The sequence below is a fragment of the Rugamonas sp. DEMB1 genome, assembly GCF_029834475.1.
GTDB lineage: Bacteria > Pseudomonadota > Gammaproteobacteria > Burkholderiales > Burkholderiaceae_D > Rugamonas > Rugamonas rubra.
Genome location: NZ_CP122407.1, coordinates 2,914,214 through 2,933,776, shown reverse-complemented (window position 1 = coordinate 2,933,776; position 19,563 = coordinate 2,914,214). Strand labels below are relative to the sequence as shown.

The following is a 19,563-nucleotide window of genomic DNA, read 5'->3' as shown; positions in this document are numbered from 1 at the left end:
TCCGAGCTTGTTTGTGCCGGATCAACGAGCGCTGCCGGCCTTCTTCCTACCCTAGTGCTTACAGTCCGAGCGGGAGAAAACCATGGTCAAGTTGTCCGCCGCGTCCGGTGCCGCACCCTTGCCACCGGGCGCCGCCTGCGCGCCGCCCGCCCGCCGGGCCGGGCCGCCGGGCCGCCCGCGCCGGCCGCTGCGCTGTTGGCCACTGGCCGTGTTGGCCGCCGCGCTGGCGCTGTCCGGCTGCGCCCGCCACGACGGCGCCGCCCAGATGGCGCAGGCGCGCCAGTATCAACAGCAGGGCAAGACGCGCGCCGCCATCATCGAGATGAAGAACGTGCTGCAGCAGGAGTCCGGCAACGGCGCGGCGCGGCTGTTGCTCGGCGAGCTGTATCTGGACACGGGCGACGTGTTGTCGGCCGACAAGGAGTTGCGCCGCGCGCTGGCGCTGGGCGCGCCCAAGCCCCAGGTGCTGCCGGCGCTGGGCCGCGCGCTGTTGCAGCAAGGCCAGTTCGAGCAGCTCGACGCCTTGCTCGCCGACACCGAAGCCCAGCCCGTCTATCTGGTGTTGCGCGGCAACGCGGCGCTCGGCCGCAACCAGATCGAGCCGGCCGCCAAGCTGTTCGAGCAGGCGCTGCGGGGGCAGCCGGGCCACGCCGGCGCCCTGCTCGGCCAGGCCCGCCTGGCCTTGGCGCGGCGCCAGCCGCAGGCGGCGCTGCTGCTGGTCGAACAGGCGCTGCAGGGCAATCCGGACGAGCCGGACCATCTGCGCCTGAAGGGCGATCTGCTGCGCCTGCAGGGCGACAGCGCCGGCGCCCTGCTGGCCTATCAACGGATCGTCCGTCTGCGCCCGGAGCAGGCCCAGGCCCAGGTCGACATCGCCAACCTGCATCTGCAGGCCGGCCGGATCGAGCAGGCCAAGGCGGCCCTGGCGCTGGCGCGCAAGGCCGGGCCCGGCCAGTTGCTGGTGGTCTACACCCAGGCCTTGATCGACTTCCGCGAGGGCCGCCTGGCCGCCTCGCTCGAGCAGTTGCAGCAGGTGCTGCGGGTGGCGCCCGAACACATGCCCAGCGTGCTGTTGTGCGGCGCCGTGCAACTGGGCCTGGGCGCCTATCAACAGGCCGAGCAACAGCTGGCCAGGTTTCTGGCCGCCAATCCCGGCCAGGTCTACGCCAGCAAGCTGATGGCCACCGTCGCCCTGAAGAACGGCGCGCCGGAGCAGGCCGCTCAAGCTGCTCGAGCCCCTGCTCGAGCCGGCCGGCGGGGCGCGCCAGGGCGACGTCGAACTGCTGACGCTGGCCGGCGAGGCCTACATGCAGGGCCGCAAGTTCGACAAGGCCGCCGCCGCCTTCGAACAGGCCAGCGCGCTGGCGCCGCAGGCGGCCATGCTGCACGCCGCCCTCGGCGTGAGCCGCATCGGCATGGGCGAGAGCGGCCGCGCCATCGCCGAGCTCGAGCGCGCCGCCAGCCTGGAGCCGAAGGGCGGCCGCGCCGGCGTGTTGCTGGTGCTGACCCATTTGCGCGCCAAGGACTACCCCAAGGCGCTGGCGGCGGTCAAGCAGATGGAGCGACAACAGGGCGGCAACCCGCTGGTGCACAACCTGAAGGGCGGCGTGCTGCTGGCCAGCCGCGACGTCGCCGGCGCGCGCGCCAGCTTCGAGCACGCGCTGACCCTCGACCCACTCTATTTGCCGGCGCTGGAGAACCTGGCCCAGCTCGACACCCTGGAAAAGCACCCCGAGCTGGCCCGCCAACGCTACGAGGCGGCGCTGCGGCGCGCGCCGAAGAACGCCGCCATCCTCGGCGCGCTGGCCAAGCTGGCCACCGCCCAGGGCAAGCCGGCCGAGGCCCGCGTCTGGCTCGAGCGCGCCGCCCGGGACAACCCCGAGGCGCTGGCGCCGGCCATGCTGCTGGCCCACTTCTACCTGCGCAGCGGCGAACAACAAAAGGCGCTGGTGCAGGCGCAAAAGCTGCAGGCCAGCAACCCGGGCAACGCCGACGCGCTGGCCCTGCTGGCCGAGGCGCAGACCGCCACCGGCCAGCTCGAGCCGGCGGCCGACAGCATGGCCAAGCTGGCCCTGCTGCAACCGGCCTCGGCCGCCGTGCAGATGCGCCTGTCGACCGCCCAGCTGAGCGCCGGCGACATCGCCGGCGCCGTGCGCAGCCTGCGCAAGGCGCTGGCCCTGCAGCCCGACTTGCCGCAGGCGCAGGCGGCGCTGGTGCAGCTGCTGACCGCCCAGGCCGGCTATGCGCCGGCGCTGGCGCTGGCGCGCGAGGTGCAGCGCGGCCACGCCGAGGCGCCGCTCGGCTACAAGCTCGAGGGCGACGTGCTGCTGGCCCAGAAGCGGCCGGAGGCGGCGCTGGCGCTGTACCAGCGCGCCTTCGGCCTGGCGCCGTCGGGTCCGCTGTTGATCCCGCTGCACGGCGCCCTGAAGGCGATGGGCCGGACGGCGCAGGGCAACGCCCGGCTGCGCGACTGGCTGGCCCAGCACCCGGCCGACCAGCCGACCCGCCTGCACCTGGCCAGCAGCCTGCTGGCCGACAAGGACTATCCGGCCGCGCGCGAGCAGTTCGAGCGCATCCTGCGCGACGACCCGGCCAACGTGATCGCCCTCAACGACCTGGCCTGGTTGTACCAGCAGCAAAACGACGGGCGCGCCGTCGCGCTGGCCGAGCGCGCCTACAAGCTGGCGCCGGCCACGCCGGCCGTGCTCGACACGCTGGGCTGGATACTGGCCGAGCGCGGCGAGCACGCCCGCGCCCTGCCGCTGCTGCGCCTGGCCAGCGAGCGGGCGCCGGAGGCGGGCGAGATCCGCTACCATCTCGGCATGAGCCTGCTCAAATCCGGCGACCGGCGCGGCGCGCGCAGCGAACTCGAGAAGGTGCTGGCCGGCAAGGACTTCGGCCGCCGCGACGAGGTCAAGGAGGGTCCTGGCGCGGCTTTAGGCGTGGCGCCCGGTGGCGCCGCGTCCGCCGCGTCCGCCGGCCGTGTGCTACTGTGCCCGCTCGCCCCCGCCCCCACCACCACGGATACCGCCATGCGCTATTGTCTGATCGCCCTTCTGCTGCTCTGGCCGGCCCGCCACGCCGGCGCCGCCGACCTGCCGCGCGCCATCGAGGCGGCCAAACGCTCGGTGGTGGGCATCGGCAGCTTCCAGAAGCTGCGCAGCCCGGCGATCAACTTCGTCGGCACCGGCTTCGTCGTCGGCGACGGCCTCAGCGTCATCACCGCCGCCCACGTGATCCAGGACCTGCAGAACGCCGAGCGGAACGAGACGCTCGGCGTGCTGATCCCGATGGGCGAGAGTTCGCAGTTCCGCGCCGCCAGCGTGGTCGCCATCGACCGCGAGCACGACCTGGCGCAGTTGCGCATCCCCGGCGCGCCGCTGCCGGCGATGCAGTTGGGCGACTCGGCCGCCGTCGCCGAGGGGCGCTCGCTGGCCTTCACCGGCTTCCCGCTGGGCATGCTGCTGGGCCTGCGCCACGTCACCCACCGCGGCATGGTCTCGTCGATCACCCCGGTGGCGATGCCGTCGGCCAGTTCGCGCAAGCTCGACGTCAAGCTGGTGGGCCAGTTGCAGCGCTCGCCCTACGCCGTGTTCCAGCTCGACGGCACCGCCTACCCGGGCAACAGCGGCAGCCCGCTGTACGACCCGGACAGCGGCCAGGTCTACGGCGTCATCAACATGGTCTACGTCAAGGGCTTGAAGGAGGCCGCCATCGCCACCCCCAGCGGCATCACCTACGCCATCCCGTCGAACTTCGTGCGCGAGCTGCTGCGGCCGCGTTGAGGCGGCCGCGGCCGCGCCGCTAGCGCGCCCCGCCGCGCCCCTGGTAGCGGCCCGGCGCCAGGATGCCGGCCGGGTCCAGCGCCGCCTTGATGCGCGCCACCGCGCGCCAGTAGGGGTCGGCGCCGTTGTCGAGCCGGTCCATCGACTGCAGGCCGACCCGGTAGGGGATGTAGCCGGCCGCCATGACGGCGTCGAACAACTGCCGGTAGCAGGCCTTGGCGCGGGCCACCTCGTCGGCGTCGTCCTTGTCGTAGGCCACCGTCAACACCCCGCCCAGCGCGCGCTCGGTGATCATGCTGAAGGTGGCGAACAGGTCGAAGCGGTGGCGCGCGAAGATCGGCTCGGCCAGCGCGTGGACGGCGAGCAGCGCCTCGCCGCGCAGCGGCAGCACCGGCGAGACCCACAGCAGGCCGCAGTTGTCGAGCGCCGGATTGGCGCCGAGCGGAAAACCGGCCGGCAGGCCGCCGCGCCGGCGCCAGTAGGCGCCGGCCAGGAAGCGGCCGTTCGGCACGCCGCGGTTCATCTCGAACAGCGCCTCGCCCAGCGCGACCTTGGCGCGCAGGCGGCGCCCCGCCGCGCCGCCGAGCAGGCGCGCCAGCCAGGCGCCCAGCGCCAGTTTGCGCTGGTCGAGGAACTGGACCCGCTGGCCGGCCGCCGCCAGCGCCCGCCGCAGCGCGCCGCGCGCCGCCGCCACCTGGGCGCGGCTGCCGTACAGGGCGCCCGAGACGGTCCAGGCGCCGATGCCGTCGGCGCGGCGCAGCGCCAGGCGGACCTCGGCCGGCAGCGGCGTGCGCCCGCCGGCCAGCTCGGCGGGAAACACCCGGCCGCCGGAGATCACCCGCAGGTCGTTGCCGATGTGGACCACGCTGCGCAGCGTGCCGTCGAGCCGCAGCGGGCGCAGCGCGTCGACCACGGCGCCGACCCGGCCGTGCTGTTCGACGCGGCAGATGAAGTGTTCGACGCAGGCCGTCTGCGGCATCAGCCACAGCCCCATCTGCGTGACGATGCCCAGGTTCGACTGGGTGAACAGGCCGTCCAGGTGCGGCCCCAGGCCGTAGGGGAACAGGCGGGTGGCGCGGGCGCCGGGATAGTGGCCGAAACCGGTCTCGACGATGTCGCCGTCGGCCAGCACCACCTGCATGCCGGCCACGCTGGCGTAGCGGTTGCCGTAGGGCGAGTGGCCGAAGCCGCGCTCGAGGACGTTGCCGACCAGGCTGGTGTCCGGCCCGGCGCCGGTGCAGTCCATCCACAGCGGCAGGCCGTGCTCGAGCAGGTGGCGCGACAACTGCTGCTGCGTCACGCCCGGCTCGATCACCGCGTAGGCCAGCTCGGCGTCGACCTCGACGATGCGGTTCATCAGGCCCAGGTCGACGATGACCTGGCCGTCGGCGACGGCGCAGGCGTCGCCGTAGCCCCAGTTGCGCCCGGTGCTCAGCGGATACAGCGGCAGGCCGTGGCGGCCGGCGACGCGCACCACGGCGGCCACCTCGGCGGCGCTGGCCGGACGCAGCACGGCCAGCGGCCGCGTGCCGCAGGAGCCGGTGCTGCTGGCGTAGCGCTCCAGCGTGGCGGCGTCGCGCCGCACCCTGGCGGCGCCCAACAGGGCGTCCCAGGCGGCCAGCGCGGCCGCCAGCGCCCCGCCGGGGGGGCCGCCCGCCGCCGCGGCGGCGCTGCCGGGTGGCGCCGCCATGGCGCTAGCCGCGCCCCTGCATCAGGCGCGAGGTGATGCCCGGCTCGTCCCAGGTGGGGAAGAAGTAGGGATAGAACGAGCGTTCGCTCGCCTGCCGCTCCATCAGCCCGCCGAACTTGCGGATCTGCTCGCCCATGTAGTCGAGCTCGAGCCGCAACAGCACGGCCGGCGCGCCGACCCGCGTGCAGGGGCGCTCGCCGCCGAAGTCGCGGAAGCCCAGCATGCGCTTGTAGAACATCACATGGCGCGGGTTGACCTCGATGATGTAGTCGGTGTAGCGGTGGATGTTGTGGGCGTAGATGTAGGAGATGTGGATCAGCGCGGCGAACACCCGCTTCGAGACGCCCTTGTCGATCGCCAGGCGCGACGGCTCGCACAGGCGGCGGCGCTGTTCGCGCAGCTCGTCGAGCTTGTCGCGGAAGTTCTCGTCGGCCGGCAGGCCGACCTCGGCGTTGTCCAGGCACAGGGACATGGTGCCCACCGTCGTGCCGCCGGTCTCGGCGAACAGGGTGATCTTGTTGAGCGGGTGGGCGCTGACCGGGTCGACGGCGTAGCCGCGCCAGCCGTACATTTTTTTCAACAGCATGCTGGCCGCCTCGCGCCGGCCGGTCGAATTGGCCATCCGGATGTGGAAGGTCTGCTGGTCGATCTGGTGGTCCAGCGCCGGGTCGGCGCCGCCCTCGCCGACCATGAGATCGCGCAGACCAGCCGCCGCCTCGAAGGAAATGATGGTGTCGTCTTGGTGCACGGTGGCTCCCTCTATCGTCTGTCGGCCAGCCGCGCGAGCGGCGAACTGGGCTCATGCTCTTGAGACCCGCCATGCAAATGAAAAGTTCCCCTCCGGCGCGATTTTTTTCCGGGCCGGCGGCCGCTGTCGGCGGATTTTCCATCCGCCCCGCCGGGCCCGCGCGCCGCGCCGGAACCGTGCGCCAAGCCCTTGTTTTCAAACGATTTTCCTATCCGGGCACGGATCCTGCTGCATTGCTGTCACCGGCACCGCGCAGCGGCCGTGAACATCGAAGCCCCCACCTTAAGGAGCAACACACCATGAACGTCATCAAAAAAAGCATGCTGGCCGCCGGACTGGTCGCCAGCCTCGGCCTGGCCGGCGCCGCGCAGGCCAGCACCTTCGCCTCGGCCATCCTCGACATCAACAACTTCCGCCTGCTGCACTCGAACGGCACGGCCTACAGCACCGCCGACTTCTCCGTGCTGACCGGCACCAACGACGCCCACGCCACCGGCTCGCTCAACGGCGTGTTCGCCAACGGCGCCCAGTCCTTCGGCATCCTCAGCGGCACCACGCCGAACGTGGCGCACCAGTGCGTCGGCGCGCCCTGCCCGGCCCTGGCCGAGAACAACTTCGCCCCCTTCCCCTTCCCGCCACCGGTGCCCGGCACCTTCGGCTACGCCGACCAGAACCTGACCGGCTCGTCGATCACCATCGGCGCCACGCCGGCCGGGGCGCACGCCCAGACCCGCGCCGACGCCTCGCTGGGCAGCAACGGCGTGGCCTCGGGCAATTCCGACGTCGGCACCTCGACCACCTTCAACTTCACCCTGGGCACGGCCGACAGCATGACCATCTCGTTCGACGCGACGCCGTTCTCGCAGGCCTACGTGTCGCTCGGCTCGGGGCCGACGGCCAACGCCAACGCGCGCATCTCCTGGTCGATCAACATCCGCGACCTGAGCACCGGCGGCAACACCGTCTTCGACTTCACGCCGTCCGAGCTCAACGGCCAGTCCGCCGTCAGCCGCACCGACGGCCTGCCCGGCCTGACCACCTACAACGCGGCGCTGGCCAGCTTCGCGCTGTCGTCGACCAGCGGCCTGCTCAACTCCACCGACACCTACCAGATCACCATCCAGCACAACACCCTGGCCAACGCGCTGCAGCAGCAGGTGCCGGAGCCGGCCACGCTGGCGGTGTTCGCGGCGGGCCTGCTGGGCATGTCGCTGGTGAGCCGGCGCCGCAGGCAGTGAGCGGGCCGGGCGGCGCCGTCGGAAAACCTGACAGCGCCGCCCGCCGCCGCGGCTAGAACCAGCTCTCCGGGATCACCAGCACGTCGCCCGGGCGCATGGCGACATTGGCCGAGATGTCGCCGTCGCGCAACAGGCCCTGCAGCCGCACGGCCAGTTGCACCTGGCGCCCGTCGACGCTGCGCACGATGCGCGCCTTGTTGCCGGCGGCGAAGTCGGTGACGCCGCCGACGGCGATCAGCACGTCCATCAGCGACATGCCCTGGCGGTAGGCCAGCGCCTGCGGCCGCGCCGCCTGGCCGATCACGCGGATCTGCTCGCCGTAGGGGCCGACGAAGCCGGTGACGATCACCGTCACCACCGGTTGCTGGATGTACTTCTCCAAGGCCTTCTCGATGTCGCGCGCCAGCGCGGTGGAGGTCTTGCCGGCCGCCTGCAGGTCGCTCCACCAGCGGCGTGGTGATCTTGCCGTCGGGCCGCACCGGCAGGCTCTGCGACACCTCCGGGTTGCGCCAGACGTTGATGTTGATCGTGTCGCCCGGGCCGATCAAATAGTCGCCCAGCGGCGGCGCGCTCTGCGCCGGCGCCGGCGCGCCGCCGGCGCAGCCGCCCAGCGGGGCGCCGGCAAGGACGGCGGCCAGGGCGGCGGCGCCGCGTTGCAGGAGTCGACGGCGGATCAGGTTCATGGCGGGCCTCTCGGGTCGTGGTGGATGAAGGGGCGCGGCCGCGCCGCGCCCGCCACCTATGATTCAGAAAAGCCGCCGGGGCGGCCTTGACACGGCTCAAGCACGAGCCCGGTTCAAGCGAAACGGCCGCCGCGCCGCCCTATACTTGCCAGCATGGCCCGCCCCGGCGTGCCGCGCCGCGCCGCGCCCGTCGCCACCCCACCTTGGAGAACCTGGACATGGAGGAGACCATCAGCCAGTTGCTGTCCAGCTTGAAGGGGATCTGGAAATACCGCTGGCACGGCCTGGCCGTGATGTGGCTGGTGGCCGCCGCCGGCTGGACCAAGGTGGCGCTGCTGCCGGACGACTACCAGACCACCGCCCGCGTCTTCGTCGACACGCAGAGCATCCTCAAACCGCTGCTGTCGGGCATGACCAGCGTGCCCAACGTCGAGCAGCAGGTGTCGATCATGAGCCGCACCCTGCTGAGCCGACCCAACGTCGAGCGCGTCATGCGCATGGTCGACCTCGACATCGGCGCCAACACGCCGCGCGAGCGCGAGCTGCTGCTCGACGAGCTGATGGGCCGCATCAAGATCGGCGGCACCAGCAGCTACGACATCTACACCATCAGCTACAACAACCGCGACCCCAAGCTGGTGCGCGACGTCGTGCAGTCGCTGCTGACCATCTTCGTCGAGGGCAGCTTCAAGGGGAAAAAGGGCGATTCGCAAAAGGCCGTGCAGTTCATCGACGACCAGATCCGCAGCTACGAGGAGAGGCTGCTGGCGGCCGAGAACAACGTCAAGGAGTTCAAGCTGAAGAACAACTTCCTGCTGCCGCGCCAGGGCATCGACTACGGCGCCCAGCTGCTGATGTCGGCCGACGCCCTCAACGCCGCCCGCCTCGAGCTGGTCGAGGCCGAGCAGGGCCGCAACGCCATCCAGGGCCAGATCGCCGGCGACGAGCCCATCCTCGGCGCCGACCTGAGCCCGGCGGCGATCGACAACCCCGAGCTCGACGGCCGCATCTCCGCCCTCAACAAGAACCTCGACGCGCTGCGCATGCAGTACACCGAGCTGCACCCCGACATCATCGCCGCCAAGCGCCTGGTGGCCCAGCTGGAGGCGAAGAAGGTGGAGGACAGCAAGCTCAAGAGCGCCAACGCCGACCCCGGCAAGAACTACAGCCCGATGCTGCAGCAGCTCAAGGTGGCGCTGGCCGAGGCCGACGCCCGCGTCGCCTCGATCAAGGCGCGGGTGCAGGAGTTCACCGCGCGCAACGCCCGCCTGCTGGCGCAGAGCAACGCCGTGCCCGAGGTCGAGTCGCAACTGGCCCAGCTCAACCGCGACTACCTGATCAACAAGGACAACTACGAGAAGCTGATCGGCCGGCGCGAGGCGGCCAAGCTGTCGGGCGACCTGAGCTCGACCACCGAGATGATGAGCTTCAAGATCATCGACCCGCCGACCGTGCCGATGACCCCGGTCGGGCCCAAGCGGCCGCTGCTGTATTCCGCCGTGCTGGCCGGCGCCCTGCTGGTCGGCGCCGCCACCGCCCTGCTGATCAGCCAGGTGCGCCCCACCTACCTCAGCCCGGCGCAGCTGCGCGAGGCGACCGGCCTGCCGGTGCTCGGCACGGTGTCGATGAACTGGACCCGCGCCGAGCTGGTCAAGCGGCGCCGCGGCCGCTACGGCTTCGCCGCCGCGCTGCTCGGCCTGTTCCTGACCTACGGCGGCGTGCTGGCCGCCGCCGTGCTCAAATAGGAGGACCGCGATGCCCCCCAACGATGCGCTACCCGAGCAGTCCGGCGCGGCGCGCCTGCCGGCCGCCGCGCCGGCGCCGCGCCACGTCGAGATCGACCTGGACCGGCTGCGCCAGCTGGGCATGGTCACCCACGACGGCGGGCGCACGCCGGCCGCCGAGGACTTCCGCCTGATCAAGCGGCCGCTGCTGCGCCGCGCCCGCGGCGAGGACGGCGCGGCCATCCCGCAGGGCAACCTGATCGTCGTCACCAGCGCCCTGCCCGGCGAGGGCAAGACCTACTGCGCCGTCAACCTGGCCATGAGCATCGCCATGGAGCGCGACATCACGGTGCTGCTGGTCGACGCCGACGTGGCCCGGCCGTCGGTGCTGAAGGTGCTCGGCCTGGGCGCCGAGCCGGGCCTGATGGACATCCTGCTCAACGACCAGCTGGCGCTGGCCGACGTGATCCTGCGCACCAACGTCGCCACCCTCAGCGTGCTGCCGGCCGGCCGCGCCAACAAGCACGCCACCGAGCTGCTGGCCAGCCGCAGCATGCGCCGCCTGCTCAAGGAGATCGCCGAGCGCTACGCCGACCGGGTCGTCATCTTCGACTCGCCGCCGCTGCTGATCACCACCGAGGCCAGCGTGCTGGCGGCGCAGATGGGCCAGGTGGTGCTGGTGGTCGAGGCCGAGACCACCACGCAGCACGCGGTGCGCGAGGCGCTGCGCCAGCTCGACCCCTGCGCCCACGTCAACCTGATCTACAACAAGATCCGCGCCTTCCCCGGCAGCGACTACTATGGCTACTACGACTAGCCGGCCGGCGCCGCCGCTGGCCGCGCTGGCCGCGCTGGCGGCGGCCTGCTGCTGGCCGGCCGCCGCCGCCGACTGGCGCGTCACGCCGACCTTGCGGCTGCGCCAGGCCTATTCGGACAACATGGCGCTGAGTGCGCCGGCCCAGGCCCGCGCCGAGTTCAGCAGCGAGATCGCGCCCGGCGTCGCCGTCCAGGCGCGCGGCCCGCGCCTGACGCTGGCGCTCGACTACGCGCTGCAGCGGCTGGCCTACAGCCGCTCGCCGAGCCGGCTCAAGCACCAGCTCGACGCCGCCGGCCACGCCGAGGCGCTGGCCGACTGGCTGTATGTCGACGGCCAGGCCAGCGTCAGCCAGCAGAACATCTCCGCCTTCGGCCCGCAGCAGAGCGACCCCGCCCAGCTCGGCGGCAACAGCGGCACGGTGCGCAGCGCCAGCCTGAGCCCCTATTTGAAGCACCATTTCCGCGGCCTGGCCGAGGCCGAGCTGCGCTACACCTACCAGGCCAGCAGCAGCGGCGCCCTGCTGCGCGCCCACAGCCAGCAGGCCGGCCTGCGGCTGGTCGGCGACAACCGCGCCGGCGGCTGGAACTGGGAGGCCGCCGTCGGGCAACGGCGCGACAGCGACGCCGCGCTGGCGCAAGTGACCCGGCGCGACGCCACGCTGACGCTGCGCGTGCCGCTGCGGCCGCGCCTGTCGTGGTTCGCCAGCGCCGGCCGCGAGAGCAACGACTACCAGGCGCTGGGCGGCGCGCCGGGCGGACGCCACTGGTCCAGCGGACTGAGCTGGTCGCCGTCGCCGCGCAGCAGCGTCGCCGCCAGCGTCGGCCGCCGCTATTTCGGCAACACCTACAGCCTCGACGCGCGCCACCAGATGCGCCACCTGGTGCTCGGCCTGAGCTACGGCGAGGACATCACCAGCAGCCAGGAACAGCTGCAGCGCCTGCCGCCGGCCGACCTGGGCAACTTCCTCTACCAGTTGTGGGCCGGCCGCATCCCCGATCCGCTGCTGCGCATCCAGGTCATCAACGCCTTCCTGCGCTACAGCCAGTTGCAGGGGCCGAACGCCGGCAACGTCAACTATCTCAGCCACAACTATTTCCTGCAGAAGCAGTGGAACCTGTCGGCGCTGTACTCGACGCCGAAGAGCACGCTGGCGCTGGGCCTGGGCGGCAGCCGGCGCAGCGCCCAGACCAGCAGCGCCATCGACAGCCCGCTGCTCGGCCCGGCCGAGCTGGCGCAGCAGGAGCACACCCGGCAGACCAGCCTGCACGCCGGCTGGTCCTGGCGCATGTCGGCGCGCAACAACCTGAACGTCAACGCCAACTACGCCGTCGCCGCCGCGCCCGACATCGGCCGGCGCGACCGCAACGCCACCCTGGCGCTGGGCCTGAGCCGCCAGCTGCGGCCCAAGCTGAGCGCCAGCGTCGACCTGCGCCACAGCTGGCACGCCAGCAGCGCCGGCGGCGGCTACCGCGAGAACGGCGCCGCCGCCACCCTGTCCGTGCTGTTCTGAGCCGCGCCCCACCCGCCCCGTCCATCCCTGCCGTTCCAACCCGCCCGGAGCCCGCCATGCCCGACACCGTCCCCCCGCACCGCGCCCACCTCCTCTGCGTCGTCGCGGCGCGCCCCAACCTGATGAAGATGGCGCCCATCCTGGCCGCGCTGGGGCGGCTGCGGCCGGCCGTCGACGTCAGCCTGGTGCACACCGGCCAGCACGACGACGCGGCGATGGACGCCCGCCAGTTCGCCGCGCTCGGCCTGGCGCCGCCACAGCTCGACCTGGCCGTCGGCCAGTCCAGCCACGCCCAGCAGACCGCCGAGGTGATGCGCCGCTTCGAGCCGGCGCTGCGCCGCCTGGCGCCGCAGGCCGTGCTGCTGGTCGGCGACGTCAACTCGACGCTGGCCTGCGCGCTGGTGGCCGCCAAGCTGGGCGTGCCGGTGCTGCACGTCGAGGCCGGCCTGCGCAGCTACGACCGCCGCATGCCCGAGGAGATCAACCGGGTGCTCACCGACCAGTTGGCCGAACTGCTGTTCACCAGCGAGCCGGCGGCGCTCAACAACCTGCTGCTCGAGGGCGTCGCCGCCGCCCGCATCCACCACGTCGGCAACGTCATGATCGACTCGCTGCTGGCGCAACTGCCGCGCGCGGTGCCGACCGCCACCGTGCTGGCCAGGGCCGGCCGGCGCGACCTGCTGGCGGCGGGCCAGCGCTACGCCGTGCTGACGCTGCAGCGGCCGGCCAACGTCGACCACCCGGCGCGCCTGCGCAAGCTGATGGCGGCGGTGCGCAAGATCAGCCAGCAGTTGCCGGTGATCTTCCCGCTCGACCCGCACACCCGCGCCCGCCTGGGCGAGGGCGGCCTGCTGCCGCCGCCCGACGCGCCCGGCGTGGCCTGCCTGCCGCCGGCCGACTACCTCGAGATGCTCGGCCTGATGAAGGACGCCAGCGTGGTGCTGACCGACTCCGGCGGCGTGCAGGAGGAGACCACCGCGCTCGGCGTGCCCTGCCTGACGCTGCGCGAGAACACCGAGCGGCCGATCACCGTCAGCGAGGGCAGCAACACGGTGGCCGGCCACGACCCGGCGGTGATCCTGGCGCTGTGCGAGGACATCCTGCGGCACGGCGGCAAGACCGGCCGCCGGCCGGCGCTGTGGGACGGCCAGGCGGCCGGCCGCATCGCCGGCGTGGTCGACGCCTGGCTGCAACGGCGCGGCGCGCACGCCCGCTGACGGCGGCCGGCGGACCGATGGCGGACGCGGGCATCGGCGCGCCGGTCCTTGCGCGGTCTCAACCCGACGGGCCGCAGGGCTGGCATATTCTAAGTTCACGCCCGGCGCCACGGCACCGCCAGGCGGTGTCGGCGCGCCAACTTCCGCGTTGCCACCGGACATGGCGCCGCGCCGGCGCGGCGACAAGCGAGGCGCCGCGCCGGCCGGCGCGGCCGCCGCCCTAACCGATCGAGCAAGCCTTTCTTGGGAGCGCATGATGCAGCCTGGACCGAGCGCCGCCGCCGCCGCGCTGCCGAGCATAGCCGCCGCCTGCGCGGGCGCGGCGGAGCGGCGGCCATGAGCGCGCCCGGCGCGGCGTTGGCAGCCGTCCGGCCCGGCGCCCTCGCCGAGCGGGCCGGACGGAGCGACCTGCTGCTGTTGCTCGCCGTGTTGGCGGTGCTGTTGCTGCTGTACTGGCAGACGGCGGCGGCGATGGTGGCCCTGTGGCTGCGCTCGGAGACCTTCACGCACGGCTTCGCCATCCCGCCCATCAGCGCCTGGCTGGTCTGGCGCCGGCGCGCCGCGCTGGCCGCCCTGCCGCGCCGGCCCGCCGGCGCCGGCCTGGCCGCGCTGCTCCTGCTGGGCGCCGCCTGGCTGCTGGCCACGGTGGCCAACGTCCAGGTGCTGCAGCAATACCTGTTCGTGGCGATGCTGCCGGCCGCCGTGTTGGCCCTGTCCGGCCCGGTCCTGACCCGGGCGCTCGCCTTCCCGCTCGGCTACCTGCTGCTGGCCGTGCCCTTCGGCGAGGTCTTCGTGCCGCCGCTGATGGATTTCACCGCCCGCTTCACCGCCGCCGCGCTGCGCCTGAGCGCGATACCGGTGTTCCTGGAGAACAACTACCTGAGCCTCCCCAGCGGCAACTGGTCGGTGGTCGAGGCTTGCAGCGGCCTGCGCTACGTCATCGCCTCGGTCGCCTTGGGCGCCCTGTACGCCTACCTGAACTACCGCAGCCGGAGCCGCCGCCTGGCCTTCATGGCGGCGGCCCTGCTGCTGCCGGTGCTGGCCAACGGCGTGCGCGCCTACCTGATCGTGCTGGTCGGCCACTTCAGCGACATGCGACTGGCGGTCGGCATCGACCACCTGGTCTACGGCTGGATCTTCTTCGGCCTGGTCTCCCTGCTGCTGTTCTGGATCGGCGCCAGGTGGCGCCAGGCGCCCGCCGCCGGCCGCCCGGCGGCCCCGGCCCCGGCCGCGCCGCGCCACGGCGCCGCCACGGCGCGCGCGGCCGCCGCCTGCGTGCTGTTGGCGGCGCTCTGGCCGCCGCTGGCCGCGCATCTGCTGGCGCGTCCGGCGCCGGCCGCCGGCGCCGGCGCGCCCCTGTCGCCGGCCCCCCTGCCGCTGGCGCCGCCGCCGCCCTGGCACGCCAGCCCGCTGGCGCCGGACGACTGGCACGTGCTGCACGCCGGCCAGCCACGGCGCTACTCCGCCAGACTCAGCGACGGCACCACCGAGGCCACGCTGCAACTGAGCTGGTACGCCAGCCAAGCCAAGGGCGCCGAACTGCTGACACCGGTGCGGCGCCGGGTCGAGGCCGGACTGCCGCAATGGCACGAACTGGCCACCAGCGTGCGCAGCGTGCGCCTGGGCGGGCGCACGCTGCGCGTGCGCGCCACCATCGTCCAGGCCGCCGAGCGGCGCCTGCTGGTGTGGCGCTGGTACCGCCAGACCGGCGTCGAGCTCAGCAGCCCGCAACTGCTCAAGCTGATGCTGGCCAAGAACAAGCTGTTCGGCGAGGCCGAACACGGCGCCGAGATCGCCGTCGCCGCGCCCTTCGACGAGCGGCCCGAGCAGGCCGAGCCGGCCCTGCGCGCCCTGCTCGAGGCGCTGCTGCCGAGCATAGACGAGAGCCTGCGCCATGCCGCCCGATAGCAAGGGACTCAAGCGCGAAGAACGGCGCGCCGCGCCGCTGGTGCTGCACCTGGTGCACCAGCTCGGCGCCGGCCTGGAAAACGACCTGGTGCACCTGATCAACCACATGCCGCCCGAGCGCTACCGCCACGCCATCGTCTGCATGAAGGAGGCCGGCACCTTGGCCGAGGCGCTGCGCCGGCCCGGGGTCGAGGTCATCAGCCTGCACAAGCGCGAGGGCAAGGACTGGGGCCACTATCTGCGCCTGTTCCATGTGCTGCGCCGGCTGCGGCCCGACCTGATCCACACCCGCAACCTGGCCGGCATCGAGGGCCAGCTGCTGGCCGCCGCCGCCGGCATCCGCCTGCGCGTGCACGGCGAGCACGCCGCCGCGACGCCCGAGCTGCACGGCCGCGGCCGCCGCTACCGGCTGTTGCGGCGCCTGCTGCGCCCCCTGGTCGGCCAGTTCGTCGCCGTCAGCCGCGAGCTCGAACGCTGGCTGGTCGACAGCATCGGCGCCCGCCCGGCCCGGGTCAGCCGCATCGGCGACGGCGTCGACAGCCTGCGCTTCCACCCCCGCCTCGGCCCGGCGGCGGCGGTCGGCCCGGCCGGCTTCCTGTGCGAGGGCGCCTTCGTCGTCGGCGCCGTCGGCGCCCTGGTCGACACGCGCGACTGCGCCGGCCTGGTGCGCGCCTTCCTGCTGCTGCTGGCCGAGGAGGAGTCGCCGCGCGCCCGGCTGCGCCTGCTCGTCGTCGGCGACGGCCCCTGCCGCGCCGCCTGCCTCGAGCTGCTCGAGCGGGCCGGCGCGGCCGAGCTGGCCTGGCTGCCGGGCGCCCGCGACGACGTCGCCCAGCTGATGCGGGCCATGGACCTGTTCGTCCAGCCGGCGCTGGTCGAGGGCGGCCGCGACGCCATCCTCGAGGCGATGGCCAGCGGCCTGCCGGTGGTGGCCACGGCGGTCGGCGGCAACGCCGAGCTGGTGCAGCCCGGCCGCACCGGCACGCTGGTGCCGCCGGGCGCGCCGCAACTGCTGGCCGACGCCATCGCCGACTACTACCGCAACCCCGGCCTGACCCAGCGCCACGGCGCCCGCGCCCGCCGCCTGGTGCTGGCCGAGCACAGCCTGCTGGCCATGGCCGGCGCCTATCTGGCCGTGTACGACGCCTTGGCCGCCCGGCCCGGCGCCGGGCGCCGGCCATGAGGCGCGCCGGCATGGCGCGCGCCCGCGCGGCGCGCGGCCACGGGAGGCGGGCATGAGCGCCGAGCACGTGCTGCGGGTCTTCCTGACCGTCGACACCGAGCTGTGGCCCACGGTGCCCGACTGGCCGACCCGTCCGCTGCCGGCCGACAAGGCCGACTTCGCCGACGAGATCGCCGCCGACATCCACGGCCAGACCGGCGCCGGCGCCTTCGGCCTGCCCTTCCAGATCGCCCGCCTGAACCGCCACGGCCTGCGCGCCAGCTATTTCGTCGAGGCCCTGTTCGCCGCCCGCGCCGGCCCGGCGCCGCTGGCCCACATCGCCGCGCTGGTGCAGTCCGGCGGCCACGAGGTGCAGCTGCACCTGCACACCGAATGGCTCGGCGAACTGGACGACCCCGAGCTGCCGCCGGCCCATTGCCAGTACCTGAGCGAGCTGCCGCTGGAGCAGCAGACCGTGCTCATCCGCAAAGGCCTGGCCAACCTGGCGGCGGCCGGCGTGCCGCGCGTGCAGGCCTTCCGCGCCGGCAGCTACGGCGGCAACCTCGACACGCTGCGCGCGCTGGCGCGCAACGGCATCGCCATCGACAGCAGCTACAACGCCGCCTTCGTCAACGGCGACTGGGGCGGCCGCCGGCTGGCCCAGCCGCAGGCCATCGACGGCGTCTGGGAGTTCCCCATCGCCTCCTTCGGCGACTTTCCCGGCCACGCCCGCCACGCCCAGTTGTGCGCCTGCTCCTTCGGCGAGATGCGCGACGCCCTGCAGGGCGCCTGGCGCGCCGGCTGGTACGCCTTCGTCATCGTGCTGCACAGCTTCGAGCTGGTCAAGAAGCGCGGCGCCGGCCGCCCGCCCACCCCGCACCGCCTCAACATCCGCCGCTTCGAGCAGCTCTGCGCCTTCCTCGGCCAACACCGCGAACGCTTCCGCACCAGCCTGTTCTCCGAGCTGGCGCTGGAGGCGATGCCGGCCATCCCGCCGCAGCAAGCGGTGCGGGCCGCCTGGTTCAACTCGCTGCGCCGCGTCGCCGAACAGGGTTGGAGCCGCTTCCGCTAACACCAGAAAGGAGTCGCCATGCCGTCCTACGCCCAGGCGCTGTTGAGCGCCGCCATTCTTCTGCTGTGCCTGGTCGGGCTGCACAAGTTGCGCCGCGTCCACCTGCTGCTGTACGAGTCGCGCGACCAGTCGCGCCACGACACGGCCGCGCTGTTCCGCCAGATCGAGGCGCTGCAGGCCCTGTACGTCGACCTCGACCTGCGCCACGGCCTGCCCGGCACGCGCGGCTGGGCCGCCTCGCCCGACTTCCTGCTCGAGCTGGCGCGCCACGCCCTGGCCGAGCGGCCCGGCGTCGTCGTCGAGTGCAGCAGCGGCACCTCGACGCTGGTGCTGGCGCGCTGCATGCAGCTCAACGGCGGCGGCAAGGTCTACAGCCTGGAGCACGAGCCGCGCTACGCCGAGCAAACGCGCCAGCAGTTGCGCCGCCACGGCCTGGCCGACTGGGCCGAGGTGCTCGACGCCGAGCTGCTGCCGCAGCCCTTGGCCGGGCAGAGCTGGCCGTGGTACGCCACCGCCGGCCTGCCGGCCGGGCCGGCCATCGCCATGCTGGTGATCGACGGGCCGCCTCAGGCCACCGCGCCGCTGGCCCGCTATCCGGCCGGGCCGCTGCTGTTCCCGCGCCTGGCGCCGCGCGCCGCCGTCTTCCTCGACGACGCCGGCCGGCCCGACGAGCAGGCCATCCTGCGCCGCTGGGGCGCCGAATTCCCCGAGCTGCAGCAAAGCAGCCGGCCCTGCGAGAAGGGTTGCGCCGTGTTGCGCCGGGATTGAGTCGGGATTGAGCGGGCTTGGGCGGGCTTGGGCCCGCTCAGCGCGCCGCGCGCTTGCGCTCGGCCACCACGCCCCTGGCCAGCGCCGTCTCGGCGGCGTGCTCGCGGTGGTAGCGTTCGCGCCCGGCGCGCAGCGCGGCCAGGTGCAGGTCCATCGTCTCCGGCAACAATTCGACGCCGAAATCGGCCGGCGGCGCCACGTCGGCGGCGCCGAAGATGCGGCCCAGGATCATGCGGCCGACATGGCCGCGGTAGTGCGAGGTTTCCCAGTAATGTTCCATCATGTTGCGCCGGCTCACCTGGGGCAGCGTCTCGGTGGTGATGCTGTTGTAGCCGGAAAAGTCGTAGACCCGCACGTCGCAGCCGCGCCCGCGCTGGCGCCCGGCCAGCGCCGCCAGGCCGCGCTGCCAGGCCTCCAGCGGCGCCCACTTGCCGGCCCAGTACAGCGCGTCGAGCATCATCGCGTGGGTCGGGTTGATGTACAGGCGCACCTTGGCGCCGTCGCCGCACAGCGCCCCGACGCTGGCCTCGAAGGCGCTGAAGGCCTCGGCGGTGGGGCCGGAGGCGCGGATGTATTCGCGCGTGCGCGGCAGCACCGCCGCCTCGGTGCCGACCCAGCCGCCGACGCGCAGGTCGAGGCAGCGGTCGTCGCGCGTGCCGTGGAACACCAGGCTGGAGTGGCAGACCGCGCCGAAGGCGCCGCGCAACAGGCGGATCGAGTCCTGCGTCATGTCGAGCGCCAGCGCGCGGCGCAGATTGAGCAGGCCGCGCCGCCACAGGTAGTGGGGGCCGCCGGCGATCAACTCCCGGTCCAGCTCGGTGTTGCCCTCCTCCATCGAGAACGAGGGCGGATCGATGCCCCACACCACCACGTCGAGCCGGCTGACCCGCCTGGCGTGCTCGGCCAGCGCGATGGCGTCGCCGACCGAGGCGCCCGACAGCGCGCTGTTGAACACGTCCCTGCCGGCGAACACGGGGCCCCGCGTCGGCAGGCCCAGCTCGGTGCGCGAGTTGCCCAGGTAGACCACGGCCGGGCGGAACCTGGCCATCGCGTAGGTCTTGCTCCAGGCGCTGAGCTTCTCGCGCGGCGGGCGCAGGCGCTGCACCTGCGGCGTGTCCCACTGGTGGGTCAAATACGGGTCGACCACGTAGTTGAGGGTGGTCACCGCGCCGGCCACCAGCGCGCTGGCGGCGCAGAAGGTGGCCACATAGCTGCGCCATTGGGGGTTGTCGGAAGCATGCATG

The 19,563-nt window shown here is 73.1% G+C and carries 13 protein-coding genes and 2 pseudogenes; 11 read left to right on the top strand and 4 right to left on the bottom strand.

The annotated features are described in order from the left end of the window. Positions 1-82: 82 nt before the first annotated feature. Positions 83-892 (top strand): annotated as a pseudogene (locus tag QC826_RS13265) (tetratricopeptide repeat protein); the annotation flags it as partial. Positions 893-1,226: 334 nt separating this feature from the next. After that, complete coding sequence (prsT, locus tag QC826_RS13260) at positions 1,227-3,785, top strand: XrtA/PEP-CTERM system TPR-repeat protein PrsT (protein WP_313872879.1); 2,559 nt, start codon at positions 1,227-1,229, stop codon at positions 3,783-3,785. A gap of 19 nt (positions 3,786-3,804) precedes the next feature. Here the strand turns inward: prsT and QC826_RS13255 are convergent, their stop codons facing one another. Next, entirely contained in the window at positions 3,805-5,475 is a 1,671-nt protein-coding gene (locus tag QC826_RS13255; protein ID WP_279766019.1) for an FAD-binding oxidoreductase, read from the bottom strand. 4 nt (positions 5,476-5,479) lie between these two features. Next, positions 5,480-6,223, bottom strand: coding sequence for an N-acyl amino acid synthase FeeM domain-containing protein (locus tag QC826_RS13250; RefSeq protein ID WP_279766018.1), 744 nt, complete (start codon positions 6,221-6,223; stop codon positions 5,480-5,482). 299 nt (positions 6,224-6,522) lie between these two features. On the opposite strand from QC826_RS13250, the gene QC826_RS13245 reads away from it, so the two are divergent. Beyond that, positions 6,523-7,461 carry a PEP-CTERM sorting domain-containing protein gene (locus tag QC826_RS13245; protein WP_279766017.1) on the top strand — a complete coding sequence of 313 codons (939 nt, stop codon included), beginning with the start codon at positions 6,523-6,525 and terminating at the stop codon, positions 7,459-7,461. A gap of 52 nt (positions 7,462-7,513) precedes the next feature. Here the strand turns inward: QC826_RS13245 and QC826_RS13240 are convergent. Next, a pseudogene (locus tag QC826_RS13240) lies at positions 7,514-8,144 on the bottom strand (XrtA/PEP-CTERM system exopolysaccharide export protein). 203 nt (positions 8,145-8,347) lie between these two features. On the opposite strand from QC826_RS13240, the gene QC826_RS13235 reads away from it, so the two are divergent. The 8 genes from QC826_RS13235 to QC826_RS13200 all read left to right on the top strand — a co-directional run bounded on the left by QC826_RS13235 (position 8,348) and on the right by QC826_RS13200 (position 18,319). Then, positions 8,348-9,889, top strand: coding sequence for an XrtA system polysaccharide chain length determinant (locus QC826_RS13235; protein WP_409567815.1), 1,542 nt, complete (start codon positions 8,348-8,350; stop codon positions 9,887-9,889). A 10-nt stretch (positions 9,890-9,899) separates the two neighbouring features. Beyond that, positions 9,900-10,685, top strand: a complete 786-nt coding sequence (locus QC826_RS13230) for an XrtA-associated tyrosine autokinase (protein WP_093389645.1) — start codon at positions 9,900-9,902, stop codon at positions 10,683-10,685. Beyond that, positions 10,669-12,195 (top strand): TIGR03016 family PEP-CTERM system-associated outer membrane protein, encoded by a 1,527-nt coding sequence (locus QC826_RS13225; RefSeq protein WP_279766016.1) that lies wholly within the window; start codon positions 10,669-10,671, stop codon positions 12,193-12,195. The genes QC826_RS13230 and QC826_RS13225 overlap by 17 nt, the downstream gene beginning before the upstream one ends. A gap of 56 nt (positions 12,196-12,251) precedes the next feature. Then, a complete protein-coding gene (gene wecB, locus QC826_RS13220) occupies positions 12,252-13,412 on the top strand; it encodes a non-hydrolyzing UDP-N-acetylglucosamine 2-epimerase (RefSeq protein ID WP_279766015.1) in 1,161 nt (386 codons plus the stop codon). Between the two features lie 336 nt (positions 13,413-13,748). After that, the gene (gene xrtA, locus QC826_RS13215) at positions 13,749-15,320 is read left to right on the top strand and encodes an exosortase A (protein WP_279766014.1); all 1,572 of its coding nucleotides are present in this window, start codon (positions 13,749-13,751) and stop codon (positions 15,318-15,320) included. Next, positions 15,307-16,500 carry a TIGR03088 family PEP-CTERM/XrtA system glycosyltransferase gene (locus QC826_RS13210; RefSeq protein WP_279766013.1) on the top strand — a complete coding sequence of 398 codons (1,194 nt, stop codon included), beginning with the start codon at positions 15,307-15,309 and terminating at the stop codon, positions 16,498-16,500. The genes xrtA and QC826_RS13210 overlap by 14 nt, the downstream gene beginning before the upstream one ends. A gap of 52 nt (positions 16,501-16,552) precedes the next feature. Further along, complete coding sequence (locus tag QC826_RS13205) at positions 16,553-17,551, top strand: polysaccharide deacetylase family protein (protein ID WP_279766012.1); 999 nt, start codon at positions 16,553-16,555, stop codon at positions 17,549-17,551. Positions 17,552-17,569: 18 nt separating this feature from the next. After that, positions 17,570-18,319, top strand: coding sequence for a class I SAM-dependent methyltransferase (locus QC826_RS13200; RefSeq protein WP_279766011.1), 750 nt, complete (start codon positions 17,570-17,572; stop codon positions 18,317-18,319). 37 nt (positions 18,320-18,356) lie between these two features. On the opposite strand, the gene QC826_RS13195 is transcribed toward QC826_RS13200, so the two are convergent. Beyond that, positions 18,357-19,562: a hypothetical protein gene (locus tag QC826_RS13195; RefSeq protein WP_279766010.1), complete on the bottom strand. Its 1,206-nt coding sequence runs from the start codon at positions 19,560-19,562 to the stop codon at positions 18,357-18,359. Between the last annotated feature and the right edge of the window lies 1 nt (position 19,563).